The organism is Geodermatophilus sp. SYSU D00663 (genome assembly GCF_054050655.1).
This window is the reverse complement of record NZ_JBJGZT010000025.1, coordinates 1-16,666: the sequence shown is the minus strand read 5'-3', so window position 1 is coordinate 16,666 and position 16,666 is coordinate 1. Positions and strand designations below refer to the sequence as shown.

Sequence of the window (16,666 nt, the reverse complement as noted above, 5' to 3'; positions counted from 1 at the left end):
CGGCCGGACGCCGCCGCGGTGGCACGGGATCGCGGTCGTGGACACGGTGCCTCCTCCCCCGTGCGCCCCGCCCCGGGGCCGTCACCGGTTCCGGCGTGCGCTCACGTCTCCTCCTCGGGCGGTGGGGGCAGCTCCTCGTCGTCGGGCTCCGGCGGCGGGGGCAGATCGTCGTCGTTGGGCTCCGGCGGCAGCTCCTCGTGGGTGGCCTCCCCCGTGACCAGGGCGAGCAGGCCGGCCTCGTCGAGCAGGTCGACCGGGCGCACGGTGACGCCGGCGGCGACGTGGTGGAAGCCCGCGCTCACCTTCTCCACCGGGACGCCGGTCAGCCGCGACCAGCCCAGCCGGTAGGCGGCCAGCTGCACCGCGGCCGCCGAGAGCTCCGCGCCCGACGGCGGCGGGCCGGTCTTCCAGTCGACGACCTCGAAGCCGCCGTCGCCGTCGGCGAAGACGGCGTCGATGCGCCCGCGCAGGGTGAGCGGGCCCAGCGGCGTCTCGAACGGCACCTCCACCTCGACCGGCTGCCGGTCGGCCCAGGGGCCGGCGAGGAACGCCGCCTGCAGGGCGCCCAGCGCGCCGTCGGGCGCCGCGGACTCGTCGCCGGAGCCGGGCAGCTCGTCGAGGTCGAGCAGGCGGGAGACGCCGAAGCGCTCCTCCAGCCAGGCGTGGAACGCCGTCCCCCGGCGGGCCAGCGGCGCGGGCGCCGACGGCATCGGCCGGCGCAGCCGGCGGGCCAGCTCGGCCGGGTCGCGACGCAGCGCGACCAGCTCCGACACCGACAGGTGGCTGGGCAGCGGCACCTCGACGGTCGGCCGCGCGGTGCGGCGGCGCTCGCGCAGCAGCAGGTCGGCCTCGCGCACCCACTGCTCGACCACCGGGTCGGACGTGCCCAGCGCGGCCGCCGGGTCCAGGGGGTGCGGGGCGGCGCCCGTGACCAGCTCCGCGGCGGCGGTGAGCGCGCGGCGGCGCGGCGGGGACAGCGGGTCGGCCGGCCACACCCCGACCGGCCACTCCTCCAGCGCGGGGTTGGTCGCGTCCTCCTCCGGCCGCTCGGCCCAGGCGACGACGACGCCCGCGCCGGCGGTGCACGCCCGCCGGACGGTGTCGAGCAGCACGGACGGACCGTTCGGCTTCACGCCCTCGCGCCACCAGCTGCCCGAGCACAGCAGCAGGTGCTTGGCGCGGGTGACCGCGACGTAGCCCAGCCGGATCTCCTCGGCCTCGCCGAAGGCCTTCCACTCCTCCACGTAGTCCTCGAGCGCCGCGCGCACCGCCGCCTGGTCGCCGGAGCCGGGCACCGGCAGCCGGAGCTGCGGCAGCTCGGCGCGGTCGGTGGTGCGCAGGTCGACCGGGATCGCGCCGGGGTCCTTGACCCAGGAGTCGCTGGTGTCGGTGCGCGAGGGGAACTGGTCGGCGGTCATGCCGGGCACGGCGACGACGTCCCACTCCAGGCCCTTGGCCGAGTGCACGGTGAGCAGCTGCACCGACTCGGGGTCGACCGCCACCTCGCCGGGCTCCAGGCCGCGCTCGCGCTCCTCGGCGTCGCGCAGATAGCCGAGGAACGCCGGCAGCGAGGGCAGCTCGGCCAGCTCGGTGAACTCGGCGGCGACGGCGTGCAGCGCGTCCAGGTGCGCCCGCGCCGCCCCGGGGCTCACGCCGGGCGTGCTGGCCAGCTCGGTCTCCAGGCCGAGGGTCCGGGCGACCTCGTCGACCAGGTCCGGCAGCGACTCCCCCAGCCGCCCGCGCAGGTGCGCGAGCTCACCGGCGAGCCGGCGCAGCCGGCGGTACGCCGCGCGCGAGTAGGCGCCGGGGTCGCCGAGGTCGTCGAGCGCCTCGACGATGCTGCCCCGCTCGGAGCGCCGGACCGGCTCGTCGTCGTCCCCGTCCGGCGTGCGCGCGTGCACCAGCGCGCGGGCGCGGGCCTCCAGCGCCGCGAGGTCGCGCGGGCCGATCCGCCACCGGGCGCCGGTGAGCAGCCGGCCCAGGGCGTCGCCGGCGGAGGGGTCGACCAGGACGGTGAGGGTGGCGACGACGTCGGACACCTCGGGCACCTCGAGCAGCCCGCCGAGCCCGACGACGGTCACCGGCAGCCCGCGGGCGCGCAGCGCGGCGGCGATGCCGGGCAGCTGCTTGCGGGTGCGGACGAGCACCGCCGTCGTCGGCGGGCGGCCGTCGGGCCGGGGCGGCAGCGCGGGGTCCTCGCCGCGCCAGCAGGCGGCCAGCCGGTCGGCGAGCGCCTCGGTCTCCTCGGCCACCGTCGTGTACAGCCCGGCGAGGACGGTGCCGGGCCCGGCGCCGGGCCGGGCGGTGAGGTCCGGCAGCGCCACGACCGGCGCGGGCAGCAGCCCGGCGACGGCGTTGGCGACGTCGAGCACCGCGCCGTCGTTGCGCCAGCTCGTGGCCAGCGTGAGCCGCTGCGCCCCCTTCCCGCGGGCGCCGGGGAAGGTGCGGTCGAAGCGCTCGATCGTCCCGGACGAGGCGCCGCGCCAGCCGTAGATCGACTGGCGCGGGTCGCCGACGGCGAGCACCGCGTGCCCGGTGGCCCGCCCGAACAGCGCCTCGAGCATCCGCAGCTGGCCGACGCTGGTGTCCTGGTACTCGTCGAGGAGCACGATCCGCCAGCGCGCCCGCTCGCGGCGGCCCACCTCGGGCGCGGAGACGGCGATCCGCGCGGCCAGCGCGACCTGGTCGGAGTGGTCGATCGCCCCGGCGGCGCGCTTGCGCCCCTCGAACGCCTCGACCAGCGGCAGCAGCGCCACCCGGGCGCGCTGCCGGGCGAGCATCTCGACCACCGGCTTGTAGGGGCCGCGCTTGCCCTTCGCGTCGGGGTAGCCGGCCACCTGCGCCTCCAGGCGCGCGGTCCAGGTCCGCAGGGCCGCGGGGCTGACGTCGTGCTCGCCGAGCTCGGCGGCCAGCGCCAGCACGTCCTCGGTGGTGGTCAGCGGGCTCAGCGGGACGTCGTCCATGTCGCCGGTCCAGCCGGACACGACGGCGGCCGCCTGCCCCCAGCACATGGCCGGGCCGAGCACGCCGGCGCCGGGCTCGACGCCGATCCGCAGCCCGTGCTCGGAGACCAGCGAGGCGGCGTACCCGTGGTAGGTCGACACCGTCGGCACCGCGACGGCCAGCCGCTCCCTCAGCTGCGGGTCGGTCTCGGGGTGGCGGGCGAGCGCACCCAGCCGCAGCCGGATCCGCTCGTTGAGCTCGCTGGCCGCCTTGCGGGTGAACGTGAGCCCGAGGATCTCCTCCGGCGCGACCAGCTCGTTGGCGACCAGCCAGCACACCCGGGCGGCCATCGTCTCGGTCTTGCCCGACCCGGCCCCGGCGACGACGACCAGCGGCCGGTCGGCGGGCGCGGACACCACCCCGGCCTGCTCCGGCGAGGGCGCGTACGACAGCCCGCAGCGGGCCGCCACCTCGGCCGGGTCGAGCAGCCGCCTCGGCTTCACCGGCTCGGCGACCGCCGGGCCCAGGAGGTCGTCGAAGGAGAGCTGCTCGTCGGGCGTGGGCGCGCGCCGGCTCACCGGCGTCCCCGCCGGGTCACGCGGTGACCTGCCGGCCGCGCTCGTGCAGCGGGCAGCTGCGCCGCGCCGGGCACCGCCCGCAGTGGCTGCCGGTGCGCACCTCGAAGGTGGCCGCGCCCATGCCCTCGCCGACCTCGGCGACCAGCTGCCCCGCCCACGTCTCCCCCAGCGGCACGTCCGGCGGCAGTGCGTCCTGCGCCTGCTCCTTCGCCCTCGTCCCGGTACCCACCTGCAGCAGCGAGGCCCCGCCCGGGGCGCTGCCGTGGTCGCCGAACGCGCCGGCGGCCACCGCCACCTGGTAGGCGGCCAGCTGCCCGTGGGTGTCGACCTCCTTGGCGTGCGTGCGGCCGGTCTTCAGGTCGACGACGACCAGCCGGCCCGCGGCGTCGCGCTCCAGCCGGTCCACCTGGCCGCGGATGCGCGCCCGCCCGACGGTGACGTCGAAGTCGGCCTCGGCGGCGAGCAGCTCGCGGCGGTTGGCGGTGTGCCAGCCGAGGAAGCGCTCGAGCATGTCGCGGGCGGCGACCCGCTGCCGCTGGTCGGCCCAGCCGGGGCCGAGGTCGAGGGCGTCGAGCTCCTCGGCCAGCGCGGCCCGCGCCTCGGCGGCCGGCAGCCCCTCGGCCACCTTCTGCGCGACCGCGTGCACCGCCGAGCCGACCGTGCGGTGCGACTCCGGGGCGGCCTCGGCGCCGACCGCGCCGAGCACCCACTTCAGCGGGCAGCGCTGGAAGGTCTCGATCGCCGAGGGGCGCACCCGCACCACCTCGTCGTCGGGCACCAGCGGGGCGTCGTCGGACAGCGGCGCCAGGCCCCACCAGTCCTCCGGGGAGGCGCCGGGCACGCCCTCGGCGGCCAGCCGGCGCAGCACCGCCGCGGCCGCCGAGCGGCGGGCCGGGTCGGTCTGCGGGTCGCTGACCGCGCGGCGCAGCTCGGCCACCAGAGCCGGCAGCGTGAGCGAGCGCGGCAGCGGCGTGAGCGGCCGGCCGTCGTCCGGCGGGGCGACGACGAGGTCGAGGAAGCGTGAGGCGGTGGCCCCGGCGTCGGGACCGTCCAGCGCGCCCTCGACGGCGGTGACCACCAGCCGCTTCCGGGCGCGGGTGGCGGCGACGTAGAACAGCCGCCGCTCCTCGGCGAGCATCTGCGTGCGCCGGTCCACCGACGTGCCGTCGATGCCGGCCACCCGCTCCACCAGCAACTCGGTGCCGAGCAGCGTGCCGCGGTCGCGCAGGTCGGGCCAGATGCCCTCCTGCACACCGGCGACGCACACGACGTCCCACTCCAGGCCCTTGGACGCGTGCGCGGTGAGCAGCCGGACGGCGTCGGTGGCGGCGTCGCGCTCGGCGCCGGTGAGGCCCGGCAGCTCCTGGGCCGACAGGTGCTCGACGAACGCGCCGACGGTGGCCGACGGCAGCCGGTCGACGAACCCGGCCGCGGCGTCGAACAGCGCGACGACGGCGTCGAGGTCGCGGTCGGCGGCGGCGCCGGCGGCTCCCCCGGCGGCGCTGGCCCGCGCCCACCGGCCCGCCAGGCCGCTGCGCTGCCACATCGCCCACAGCACGTCCTCGGCCGACCCGTCGCGGGCGAGCGCGACCCGGCCGGCGGCGAGCACCGCGGCCACCCGGCGGGCCGGGCGGGCCACCGCCTCGGGCAGCTCCTCCAGCAGCGGCGCGTCGGCCAGCGCGGTGGCCAGCGGGGTGCCGCGCTCGTCGGCGTCCACGCCGCGCTGGGCCTGCGCGATCCGCACCGCCCGGCGCAGCCGGCGCAGGTCGAGGACCGTGGCGCCGCCGAGCGGGGACGCCAGCAGCGCCTCGGCGCCGGGCTCGTCGAGGGCCAGCGCCCCGGGCTCGTCGCCGGGCCGGGGCAGCAGCGCGGTCAGCGCCGCCAGCAGCGGCGCGACGGCCGGCTGCGCGGCCAGCGGCAGGTCGTCGGTGGACACCTCGACCGGCACGCCCGCCGACGTCAGCGCGCGCCGCAGCGGGCCGATGGCCAGCACGGTGCGGACGACGACGGCCATGTCCGACCACGGGACGCCGTCGACGAGGTGGGCGCGGCGCAGGGTGTCGGCGACGTAGGCGGCCTCGACGGCGGCCGAGCCGAACACGTGCACCTCGGCGCGGCCCGCGTCGGCGCCTTCGACCGGCTGCAGGCGGCGGTGCTCCCACGGGCCGGGGAGCGCCTCGGCGACCCGGCGGCCGACCTCCAGCAGCGCCGGACCCGAGCGGCGGCTGACGCCGAGCGAGAGCCGCTGCGCGGGCCGGCCGTCGACGGTGCGGAACCGGTCGGGGAACTCGACGATGCCGCGCGGCTCGGCGCCGCGGAACGCGTAGATCGCCTGGTCGGGGTCGCCGACGACGACCAGGTCGCCGCCGCCCCCGGCGAGCAGCTCCAGCAGCTCGACCTGCGCGGGGTCGGTGTCCTGGTACTCGTCGACGAACAGCCAGCGGGCCCGCGCGCGCTCCTGGCGCAGCAGCTCGGGGTCGTCCTCCAGCTCGGCGATCGCGGCCCGGACCAGCTCGGCGGGGTCGTAGCCGGAGGCGTCGCCGCCGCCGGCCGTGGAGAAGGCGGTGACCGCCTCGTACTGCTCCTGGAACGCCGCGGCGTGCAGCCACGCGTCGGTGCCGGTCTCGCGGCCCCACGCGGCCAGCAGCTCGGGGTCCACGCCGCGCTCGGTGGCCCGCAGCAGCAGCTCGCGCAGCTCGCCGCGGAACCCGGCGGTGGCCAGCGCCGGCAGCAGCGACGCCGGCCAGCGGACCGCGCCCTCCCCGGCGAGGTCACCGCGCAGCAGCTCGGCGACGACGGCGTCCTGCTCGGCGGCGGTGAGCAGCCGGGGCGGGGCCTCGCCGCGCAGCAGCGCCGCCCGCCGCAGCACGCCGTACGCGTAGGAGTGGAAGGTGCGGGCCAGCGGCTCGCGGATGGTGCGGGCGACCCGCGCGGTGATCCGGGTGCGCAGCTCGGCGGCGGCCTTGCGGCTGAAGGTCAGGACGAGGACCTGCTCGGGGTCGACGCCGCGGTCGATGCGGGCGGCGACGGCCTCGACGATCGTCGTCGTCTTGCCGGTGCCGGGGCCGGCGAGCACCAGCAGCGGGCCGCCGGCGTGGTCGACGACGGCCTGCTGGGTGGGGTCCAGCCGCGGCGGCGCCACCGTTTCCCGGTGCGGCTGCACGAGCCGGTAGACCGGCGCACCCTCGTCCCCCCGCAGTGCCACCCTCCGATGACACCACGACTCACCGACAGCGCCGCAGAGCGCTTCGTCACGCGGGCGGGTACCCGACCTGGTACCGGTGCCCGGTCTCGCCGGGGAGGCGGTCCGGCAGCGCCTCGTCCACCGGCCGCCGGAGGCGCCCTCCTGCCCGGTGCCCCGGTTCGGGTCGTCGCCGCCGAGGGTGCGGGCGCCGACCGGCACCGCGCCGACGCGGGCCACGAGCCGGTCCGCCGTCGGGTTCGGGTCGGCCGGGTGCGGGGTCGGCCGGGTGCGGGGTCGGCCGGGTGCGGGGTCGGCCAGGTGCGGGGTCGGCCAGGTGCGGGGTCGGCCAGGACGTGTCGCCGCCCGGGCCGGCGATGGAGCCGTCCGGCCTCAGGGCCAGGCGACGGCGGCCAGGTCGACCCGGCCGTCGCGCACCGGCACGCCCTCCCCGGCCAGGAGCTGCAGCTGGCGCACCCGCACGGGCTCGGTGCAGGTGCCGTCGGCGCGGACCACCCGGTACCAGGGCACCGCCGCCCCGCCGCCGCCGCCGGACAGCGCGCGGGCCACCCGCCGGGGCCCGACGCCGACCAGCCGGCCGATCGCCCCGTAGGTGCTCACCCGGCCCGGCGGGATCGACTCGACGGCGTCGTACACCGCCTCGTCGACGTCGGCGGCGTCCACCGCGGACGGGCGGCGCGGCTCCCCGGGCGGCCGCGGGCTCACAGCCGGTAGTCGCTGTGCGCCTGCCACCAGGCGTAGAGCGCGGCGAGGTCGGCCTGCGTGCCACCCGGCGCCCCGACGATGCCCTCGACGAGGGCCGCGTCGTCGGTCCAGGTGATGACCACCGCGTTGTTCTCGGTGTCGATGGCGCACGCCACCAGGCCGCTGTTGCTCCCGCCGCCCCACGAGCCGATGCCGGTCGTCGCGGTGCAGTCCTGCCCCTCGGGGAGTTGCGCCAGCCCCTGGTTCGAGGCGTCGTCCGTGAACACCGCGTCCATCGTCGCCTTGTCGGGGTACTGGAAGAACTCGGCCTGCTGCGGACCGGGCTGGGTGGTGCTCGCGCCGCACGACGCGTGGGCGACGTCGCCGTCGCCGGCGAGCGCGGCCTCCGCGCAGTCGGTGAAGTCGACCGGGAGGATCGCCAGCAGGTCTCCGCCGGGCCCGGACCCACCCGTCGTCGGGGCCGCGCTGGTCGACGACGACGGCGCACTCGGGGACGGGCGCGACGACGTGCCGGCCGACGACTCGGCCGAGGTGGTCGTGGCGCCGGCCGCGGGGGCCGGGTCGTCGTCCCGGAGGACGACGAACAGGACGACCGCGGCGGCGACCACGAGGACCAGAGCGGCGACGAGGCCGATGACCAGCCCGCGCCGGTTGCGTCCCGGTCCCGGGCCCCCGGGCTGCCCGTACGGGGCCGGCGGCCCGTACTGACCGGGCTGGCCGTACTGACCCGGCTGACCCTGGCCGTACTGGCCGGGCTGGCCGTACTGACCCGGCTGGCCCTGGCCGTACGGGCCGGGCTGGCCGTACGGGCCGGCCTGGCCCGGCTGGCCCGGCTGGCCCTGGCCGTACTGGCCCGGCTGGCCGTACTGACCCGGCTGGCCCTGGCCGTACTGACCCGGCTGGCCCTGGCCGGGCTGGCCCGGCTGGCCCTGACCGTACGGATCCGGCTGGCCGGGCGGGCCGTAGGGCGGCTGACTCATGGGGACCTCCCGCTGACGTGCCCCGGAGGATAGGGAGACGTCGGGTGCGGCGGACCCCTCCGACGCGTCGCGGCGGGCTAGGCCCGGCGGCCGAAGCGGGCCAGCAGGCGCCGCTGCGGGGCGGCGCCGTCGGGCAGCTCGACGGCCGGCGCGAACAGGCCGGGCACGCCGTCGGCGGGCAGCCGCGCGGCCATCGCCTCCGCCGCACGGACCAGCGCCGGGTCCAGCGCCTCGTCCCCGCCGGTGGCGCGTGCGAGGTCCCAGGCGTGCACGGTGAGGTCGGCGGTGAGCTCCTCGACGTACTCGCGGGCCGGCGTCGGGCCGCGGGACAGGTGCACGGTGCCGGCCGCCAGGTCGGCGGTGGCGGCGGCGGCCAGCGCCTCGTCCGCGACGGTCTCCCACGCCGTGAGCGGGTCGTCGCCGAGCAGCGCGTCGGTCCCGGCCGGCACGCGCGCGGCGACGGCGTCGAGGGGCTCACCGGCCAGCAGCCCGGGCACCCAGTGCGCCTCACCGACCAGGTGCGCGACCAGGTCGGCCACCGTCCAGCCGGGCAGCGCCTCGAGGTCCCACTGCCCCGGCTCGACGGCGTCGACGCGGTCGGTGAACGTGGCCTGGGCGCGCTGGAAGAGCTCCAGCAGCTCGGTCGGTGACGTCGGCTCGGGCACCGGACCAGTCAACACGGACGCCGAGGGCCCGGCACCCGTGACGGGTGCCGGGCCCTGGTGAGGCGCCGGAACGGCCTCGTCCCCGGGTCCCGCGGCGCGCGCAGCGTGTCGTGGGGAGGGACGAGGTCCTCCTAGTAGGTGGGCAGCGTCTTGTCGATCCGCGTGGCCCACGCCGTCACGCCGCCCTGGACGTGCACGGCGTCCTTGAAGCCGGCGTTCTTGACCGCGGCGAGCACCTCGGCCGAGCGGACGCCGGTCTTGCAGTGCAGCACGATCGGCTTGTCGTTCGGCAGCCGCGACAGGGCGCGGCCGGAGAGGATCTCGTCCTTGGGGATGAGGGTCGCGCCGGGGATCGAGACGATCTCGTACTCGTTGGGCTCGCGGACGTCGATCAGCTCGAAGTCCTTGCCCGCGTCCATCATGTCCTTGAGCTCGTCGACGGTGATGGTCGAACCGGCCGCGGCCTCCTGGGCCTCGACCGACACGACGCCACAGAAGGCCTCGTAGTCGATGAGCCCGGTGATCGGCTCGGCCTCGGGGTCCTTGCGCACCTTGATCGTGCGGAAGGTCATCTCCAGGGCGTCGTAGACCATGAGCCGGCCGAGCAGCGTCTCGCCGATGCCGGTGATCAGCTTGACCGCCTCGGTGGCCTGGATGGCGCCGATGGTCGCGCACAGCACGCCGAGCACGCCGCCCTCGGCGCAGGAGGGGACCATCCCGGGCGGCGGCGGGACCGGGTACAGGTCGCGGTAGTTGGGCCCGTGCTCGTTCCAGAACACCGAGACCTGGCCGTCGAAGCGGTAGATCGAGCCCCACACATAGGGCTTGCCCAGCAGCACGCATGCGTCGTTGACCAGGTAGCGCGTGGCGAAGTTGTCGGTGCCGTCGACGATGAGGTCGTACTGGCTGAAGATGTCGAGGACGTTGTCGCTGTCCAGGCGCGTCTCGTGCAGCCGGACGTCGATCAGCGGGTTGATCTCCTTGATGGAGTCGCGCGCGCTCTCCGCCTTCGACCGGCCGACGTCGGACTGCCCGTGGATGATCTGGCGCTGCAGGTTCGACTCGTCGACGACGTCGAACTCGACGATGCCGAGCGTGCCGACGCCCGCGGCGGCCAGGTACATCAGCACCGGCGAGCCCAGGCCACCGGCGCCGACGGCGAGCACCTTGGCGTTCTTGAGCCGCTTCTGCCCGTCCATCCCGACGTCCGGGATGATCAGGTGGCGGCTGTAGCGGCGGACCTCGTCGATCGACAGGTCGGCGGCGGGCTCCACCAGGGGTGGCAGGGACACGCTTGCTCCTCGGGTCTCGACCAGCGGCCCCAGGACGGCGGGGCCTGCGTTCGACGGTCCAACAGGGTGGCACGCGGGTCTGTTCCCGCCCTCCCCGCCCCGGCGTCCGGGGGGGCCGGGTCAGGGGTACGGCCAGGCGTTCTTGGCGCAGCCCTCGAGGCCGAGGGTCTGCTGCTGCATCACGGGGGCGACCTGGCCGGGACCGGGGCAGTCCTGGTGGCCGTTGCCCAGCGCGTGCCCGACCTCGTGGTTGACGACGTACTGGCGGTACGTGGCGACGTCGCCCTGGTAGTCGGGGACGGCGGTCTCCCAGCGGGCCAGGTTGATGACCGCGCGCTCGCCGTAGCGGCAGGAGGTGTAGCCGCCGGTGCCCACGCCCGGGCAGTAGCGCTCCATGCTGCCGGGGCTGACGAGGCTGACCCGGAAGTCGTAGGAACCGGCGTCGGTGGTGTCCACGCGCTGGAAGGACATCCGGCCGCCGTTCCCCCACGAGCGGGGGTCGCCGAGGGTGGCCTCCACCGCGGCCGCGAACGCCGCCCCGTCGACGCCGATCCCGTCCTCGACCTCGACGACGAAGCGCTGCAGCGGCCCGGTGCCGTAGACCCCCGAGCTGCCGGGGACGACCGCCACGGTGCCCGCGCCCTGCTCCACGTACGTGCCGGCCGCGGGCGCCGGGAGGCCGGTCGGGCCGGCGTCGCCCTCCGCGGGCGCGGTGGGCGCGGGGGTGTCCGTCGGGGTCGCGCTCGGCGTCGAGGAGGCCGCCGACGTGGCGGTCGCCGTCGAGGAGGCCACCGACCCCGTGCTGCCGGCGGTCGCGCCCACCCGGGCCGGCGTGCCCGGACCGAGCAGGTCGAGCACGGTCAGCACGGTGGCGACGACGAGCAGCGGGATCGCGTAGGCGCGCCAGCCCCACCGGGCCACGAACCGGCCCACCGGGCCTCGCCGGCGCCGCTGCGGCCGCGCGCCCCGGCGACCGGCGGCGGGAGGCGCCCCCGGCTCCGCGGGCCGCGGGGGACGGGGCCGCGCCGGCGGGTCGCGGCGGTCGGCCGCCGGCGACGGGGGGCGCGAGGACGGCGGGCGGGCGGGCAGCGGCGGGAGCGGCGGGAGGCCGCGGGCCGCCTCCCGCCCCGTCCGGGCCCCGGGGGGCCGGCCGGGCGGAGGACCTGCCACGGTGCCGCCTCCTCGCCGTGTCGGGCCTCGCGGCCGCCGGGCTGCCGGTCGTCCTTCCGGTCACGCAGTGTCGCGGGCGGCGTCACCGCGCGTCCAGGTCAGGCTCTCACGCGTCACACGAGACCCGTGCGACCCGCTGGTGGCGCGTCGCGCGGTCCCGGCTCAGCCGGCCCGCGCCTCCGGCTCGTCGTCGTCCCCGGCCTCCGCGGCGCTGCGGCGGCCCCCGGCGTCGAGGTCCTCGAGCAGGCCGAGCACCGCCCGGGCGGTCTCCTCCGGCGCCTCGAGCATCGCCACGTGGCCGACGGTCTCCAGCACCAGCAGCCGCGCGTCGGGGACGGCCGCCGCCAGCCGCGGGGCCAGCCGCGGGTCGACCAGCCGGTCGCGGTCGCCCCAGACGACCAGCGTCGGCATCCGCAGCGCGCGGGCCAGCCGCCAGGCGTTGGCCCGGCCCACCCGCAGGTAGGAGGTGATGAGGCCGCGCATGCTGCGGGTCAGCGCCCGGTTGGCCCACTCCTGCCGCGCCCGCTCGCGGGTCTCCGCGACGGCGGCGTCGATCCGCTCCGGCGGCACCCGCCCGGGCTCGCCGAAGCACATCTGCAGCATGCCGCGCACCGACTGCTCCGGCGTCACGCCGGCCAGCCGCCGCTCGGCGACGCCCGGCACGCCCGGCAGCAGGAGCAGCAGCAGCGCGCGGCTGAACGCCTGCGGCACGCGGTAGACCGGCATCGCCGGGGAGACCAGCGTCAGCGACGCGACGAGGTCCGGCCGGCGGGCGGCGACCAGCAGGCTGACCAGGCCGCCGAGGCTGTTGCCGAGCAGGTGCACCGGCCCGCCCTGCCCGTCGCCGGGCTGGTCCCGCACGTGCTCGAGGACCTCCACGACGGCGCGCACGTGCCCGCGGATGGAGTACGACCCGCCGGTCGGCGGCTGCGAGCGGCCGAACCCCGGCAGGTCCACCGCCCACCCCGCGCAGCGGACGGCGAGCAGCGCCGCCAGGTCGGTCCAGTTGGTGGACGCGCCGCCGAGGCCGTGGACGTACAGCGCGCGCTCGCGCGGCGCCCCGGGCGGACCGGCCCACGGGGTGGTGCGGACGTACACGGTGCCGCCGCTGACCGCCAGCTCCTCGCCGGGCCAGGCGTCCGGCGGCGCGCCGGGGACGGGCAGGGGCGCCGTCGACAGCCGGGCGGTGGACGACGGGGCGATCGACGGGGGCGCCGGCGGGCGGCGGCGCGCACGACGGACCTCGGGCACGCGGCGAACGGTATGCCAGCCGGAGGTGTCGCGTGTGGCGGGTGACCCGCCGGTAACATCCCCGGGACCATGCAGTCCTCCCGACCGGCCCCCGTCCGCCGCACGTCGCGGCTGCCCCGCGGCGCCCGGCGGCTGCAGCTGCTGCAGGCCGCCCAGGAGGTCTTCGTCGCGCACGGCTTCCACGCCGCCGCGATGGACGACATCGCCGACCGCGCCGGCGTCAGCAAGCCCGTCCTCTACCAGCACTTCCCGGGCAAGCGGGAGCTCTACCTGGCACTGCTCGAGCAGCAGGTCACCGAGCTCACCGACCGGGTGCGCGAGGCGATGGCCGGCACCGAGGACAACCGGCAGCGCGTGCACGGCGCCGTCGGTGCCTACTTCGACTTCATCGACGCCGAGGGCGGCGCGTTCCGGCTGGTCTTCGAGTCCGACCTGCGCAACGACGACGACGTGCGGGCGCTGGTCGACCGCGGCAACCGGGCGTGCGTCGAGGCGATCGCCGAGGTGATCGCCGGCGACACCGGCAGCTCGCCGGAGCAGGCGCACCTGCTGGCCTCGGGGCTGACCGGCCTGGCCGAGACCAGCGCCCGGTGGTGGCTGGCGCAGAAGGGCACGGTGTCCCGCGACGAGGCCGTGTCGCTGATGTCCGCGCTGGCGTGGCGGGGCATCTCCCGCTTCCCCCGGGTCGAGGGCGAGCCGGCCGCGGGCTGATCCGGTCCCGCGCCGTGCCTGTTCGCTGAGGGCACAGGCGCACGCCGGGGCCGGGCACCCCGCGCTGGACTAGCGTGGTCGGCAGCCGTGCAACCCGAGGAGGCATCCCCCGTGGAAGTCAAGATCGGTGTCCAGCACTCCCCCCGGGAGCTGGTCGTCGACAGCCCGAAGACCCCTGACGAGATCGCTGCCGACGTGGCCGCCGCCGTGTCCGGCGGCACGAAGGACGGGCTGTTGACCCTGGAGGACGAGCGGGGCCGCCGTGTCCTCGTCCCGGTCGACCGGATCGCCTACGTCGAGATCGCCCAGGCCGACCAGCGCCGGGTGGGCTTCGTCGCCGGCGCCTGAGACCCGCACGTCCCGACGGGGCGTCCCCGCACTGCGCGGGGGCGCCCCGTCGACGTGTCGCGGGACTCCACGACGTGAGCCGCCCCGCGAGGGTCGTGCCCGGTGGCGGGCCCGGAGGGTCCCCGGCGGGTGCGACGGAGCGGCTCAGCGCGACTGGGGAACGGCACGTGGCCGCGGTGCCATCCGGGAGGATCGCAGTGTCACAGTGTCAGGGGTTGAGGCCCAGGGTCTTCATGCGCTCGGTGTGCGCGGCGGTGATGCGGTCCACCAGCCGGACGACGCCGGTCAGGTCGCCGGTGCCGCCGATGATCAGCCGGGCCAGGCCGTCCCGCTCGGCGATGACCGCCTGCGACTGGGAGATCGCCTCCCCCACCAGCCGGCGCCCCCACAGCGCGAGCCGGCCGGCCAGCGTCCGCTGCGCGGCGATCGCGGCCCGGACCTCGCGGACGGCGAAGTCGGCGTGGCCGGTGTCGGCGAGCACCTCGAGGATCAGCGACCGGTCCGGCTCGGGCAGGGAGCCCGCGATCTCGCGGTAGAAGTCGGCGGCCAGGCCGTCGCCGACGTAGGCCTTCACCAGCCCCTCGAGCCAGGTGCGGGGCCGGGTGCCCTCGTGGAAGCCGTCGAGCGCGGCCACGAACGGGCGCATCGCCTCGGTCGGCTCCACGCCCAGCTCGATCAGCCGCTGCGCCAGCCGGTCGTGGTGACCCATCTCCGCGGCGGCCATGCGCGCCAGCGCGGCGCGGCCGGCCAGGGTGGGCGCCATCCGCGCGTCCTCGGCCAGCCGGTCGAACGCGGTCAGCTCCGCGTAGGCGAGCACGCCGAGCAGGTCGACGACGGCTCGGGTGTCGACCGTGGTCACGTGCCACCTCCGGGTGGTGTCGGGGCGGACGGGGCCGCGCGGCGACCGAGGCTAGCCGCTGTCCGCGCTAGCATGGGGAACAGGCGGGCCGCCAGGCGCGCTGGTATCTGTGCGCTGACGAACGTCGGACGACGCCCTGAGGAGCCCCCACCGGGCACCGGGTGCGTCCCGGTCCTCCCCGGTCCGCTGGCCGCGTCGGCGCTGGAACGCATCCCGCGACACCCGACCGCGGAGCGCCCGGGCGACGACGCCGTCGCCCCCGGCAGCTCCCCCAGCCGACCAGAGGCGAGAGCACTGACCTCCACCGAGAACACCCCCACCGAGAACACCCCCACCGGGACCGGCACCCCGAGCACCGAGCTCGAGCACGCCGAGACCGGCGCGCCGGCCCCCGAGCAGGTCGAGCAGACCGTCGAGGCGCTCGGCGGCGCTCCCGTCGAGGAGACCGCGCCGCTGTTCAGCGACTTCGACGTCCACCCCGACGTCGTCGCGGCGCTGGCCGAGGCCGGCATCACCCGGACCTTCGCGATCCAGGAGCTCACCCTCCCGCTGGCGCTGACCGGCAACGACCTCATCGGGCAGGCCCGCACCGGCACCGGCAAGACCCTCGGCTTCGGCGTCCCGCTGCTGCAGCGCGTCGTCCCCGCCGCGGAGGGCGGCGACGGCGTCCCGCAGGCGCTGGTCGTCGTCCCCACCCGCGAGCTGTGCGTCCAGGTGGCCCGCGACCTCGGCACCGCCGGCGCCAGGCGCGACATCCGCGTGCAGGCCATCTACGGCGGCCGTGCGTTCGAGCCGCAGGTGTCCGCGCTGCAGGCCGGCGTCGAGGTCGTCGTCGGCACCCCCGGCCGGCTGCTGGACCTGGCCGAGCAGGGCCACCTGATCCTCGGCAAGGTCCGCGTGCTGGTCCTCGACGAGGCCGACGAGATGCTCGACCTGGGCTTCCTGCCCGACATCGAGCGGATCCTCGGCATGGTCCCGGCCCAGCGGCAGACGATGCTGTTCTCGGCCACCATGCCCGGCCCGATCGTCACGCTGTCGCGGTCGTTCATGACCCAGCCGACGCACATCCGGGCGCACGGCAACGACGAGGGCTCGACCGTCCCGCAGACGACGCAGTTCGTGTACCGGGCGCACAACCTCGACAAGCCCGAGCTGCTCGCCCGCGTGCTGCAGGCCCGCGGCCGCGGCCTGGCGATGGTCTTCTGCCGCACCAAGCGCACCGCGCAGAAGGTCGCCGACGAGCTGGTCGACCGCGGGTTCGCGGCCGCCGCCGTGCACGGCGACCTCGGCCAGGGCGCCCGCGAGCAGGCGCTGCGCGCGTTCCGGAGCGGCAAGGTCGACGTCCTGGTCGCCACCGACGTCGCCGCCCGCGGCATCGACGTCACCGGCGTCAGCCACGTCGTCAACTACCAGTGCCCCGAGGACGAGAAGACCTACGTGCACCGGATCGGCCGCACCGGCCGCGCCGGGCGCGAGGGCGTCGCCGTCACGCTGGTCGACTGGGACGACATCCCGCGCTGGCAGCTGATCAACAAGGCGCTGGACCTGCCGTTCGTGGACCCGCCGGAGACCTACTCCACCTCGCCGTGGGTCTACACCGACCTCGACGTCCCCGAGGGCGCCAAGGGCCGGCTGCCGCGCGCGCAGCGGACCCGCGAGGGCCTCGACGCGGAGGTGCTCGAGGACCTCGGCGAGACGGGCAAGAAGACCAGGGGCGCCGGCCGCGGTCCCGCGCGGGAGGAGTCCCGCACCGAGGGCGAGCGCCCGGCCCGGTCCCGCTCGCGCCGCCGCACCCGCGGCGGCGCCGCGGCCGAGGCCGTGGCCGCCGCGCCCGCCGACGCCGCGTCGGGTGAGGCCGGGTCCGGCGAGGCCCCCGCGTCCCCGGCCGGGGGTCCGACCCCCGGGGCCGGCGGGGGCGCGGCGAGGCCGCGGCGCCGTAGCCGCCCCGGCGGCCCGGGGCCC

The 16,666-nt window shown here is 77.4% G+C and carries 12 protein-coding genes; 3 read left to right on the top strand and 9 right to left on the bottom strand.

Annotated features, from left to right (window positions below):
• Positions 1 to 101 precede the first annotated feature (101 nt).
• The 8 genes from ACI79Z_RS17840 to ACI79Z_RS17805 form a co-directional block, all read right to left on the bottom strand.
• A complete protein-coding gene (locus ACI79Z_RS17840; protein WP_456903395.1) occupies positions 102 to 3,521 on the bottom strand; it encodes an ATP-dependent helicase in 3,420 nt (1,139 codons plus the stop codon).
• Between the two features lie 16 nt (positions 3,522 to 3,537).
• Entirely contained in the window at positions 3,538 to 6,726 is a 3,189-nt protein-coding gene (locus ACI79Z_RS17835) for an ATP-dependent helicase (RefSeq protein ID WP_456903394.1), read from the bottom strand.
• 369 nt (positions 6,727 to 7,095) lie between these two features.
• The gene (locus tag ACI79Z_RS17830; protein WP_456903393.1) at positions 7,096 to 7,428 is read right to left on the bottom strand and encodes an MGMT family protein; all 333 of its coding nucleotides are present in this window, start codon (positions 7,426 to 7,428) and stop codon (positions 7,096 to 7,098) included.
• Positions 7,425 to 8,408, bottom strand: coding sequence for a hypothetical protein (locus ACI79Z_RS17825; RefSeq protein WP_456903392.1), 984 nt, complete (start codon positions 8,406 to 8,408; stop codon positions 7,425 to 7,427). Before ACI79Z_RS17825 ends, ACI79Z_RS17830 begins: the two co-directional genes overlap by 4 nt.
• 77 nt (positions 8,409 to 8,485) lie before the next feature.
• Complete coding sequence (locus ACI79Z_RS17820; RefSeq protein WP_456903391.1) at positions 8,486 to 9,073, bottom strand: TIGR03086 family metal-binding protein; 588 nt, start codon at positions 9,071 to 9,073, stop codon at positions 8,486 to 8,488.
• Between the two features lie 131 nt (positions 9,074 to 9,204).
• Positions 9,205 to 10,365, bottom strand: a complete 1,161-nt coding sequence (gene moeZ / locus ACI79Z_RS17815; protein WP_387990398.1) for an adenylyltransferase/sulfurtransferase MoeZ — start codon at positions 10,363 to 10,365, stop codon at positions 9,205 to 9,207.
• A gap of 120 nt (positions 10,366 to 10,485) precedes the next feature.
• The gene (locus tag ACI79Z_RS17810; RefSeq protein WP_387990401.1) at positions 10,486 to 11,298 is read right to left on the bottom strand and encodes a DUF3152 domain-containing protein; all 813 of its coding nucleotides are present in this window, start codon (positions 11,296 to 11,298) and stop codon (positions 10,486 to 10,488) included.
• Positions 11,299 to 11,697: 399 nt separating this feature from the next.
• Positions 11,698 to 12,786, bottom strand: coding sequence for an alpha/beta fold hydrolase (locus ACI79Z_RS17805; protein ID WP_456903390.1), 1,089 nt, complete (start codon positions 12,784 to 12,786; stop codon positions 11,698 to 11,700).
• A 69-nt stretch (positions 12,787 to 12,855) separates the two neighbouring features.
• Here ACI79Z_RS17805 and ACI79Z_RS17800 point away from each other — a divergent pair, with 69 nt between their 5' ends.
• Together ACI79Z_RS17800 and ACI79Z_RS17795 are read left to right on the top strand one after the other, a co-directional pair.
• A complete protein-coding gene (locus tag ACI79Z_RS17800; protein WP_387991603.1) occupies positions 12,856 to 13,497 on the top strand; it encodes a TetR/AcrR family transcriptional regulator in 642 nt (213 codons plus the stop codon).
• 111 nt (positions 13,498 to 13,608) lie between these two features.
• Positions 13,609 to 13,845, top strand: a complete 237-nt coding sequence (locus ACI79Z_RS17795) for a DUF3107 domain-containing protein (protein WP_387991600.1) — start codon at positions 13,609 to 13,611, stop codon at positions 13,843 to 13,845.
• Positions 13,846 to 14,053: 208 nt separating this feature from the next.
• Here ACI79Z_RS17795 and ACI79Z_RS17790 read toward each other — a convergent pair whose 3' ends face one another.
• A complete protein-coding gene (locus ACI79Z_RS17790; RefSeq protein ID WP_456903389.1) occupies positions 14,054 to 14,704 on the bottom strand; it encodes a ferritin-like fold-containing protein in 651 nt (216 codons plus the stop codon).
• Positions 14,705 to 14,776: 72 nt separating this feature from the next.
• On the opposite strand from ACI79Z_RS17790, the gene ACI79Z_RS17785 reads away from it, so the two are divergent.
• The coding region (locus ACI79Z_RS17785; protein WP_456903388.1) for a DEAD/DEAH box helicase at positions 14,777 to 16,666 on the top strand (1,890 nt) is incomplete at its 3' end.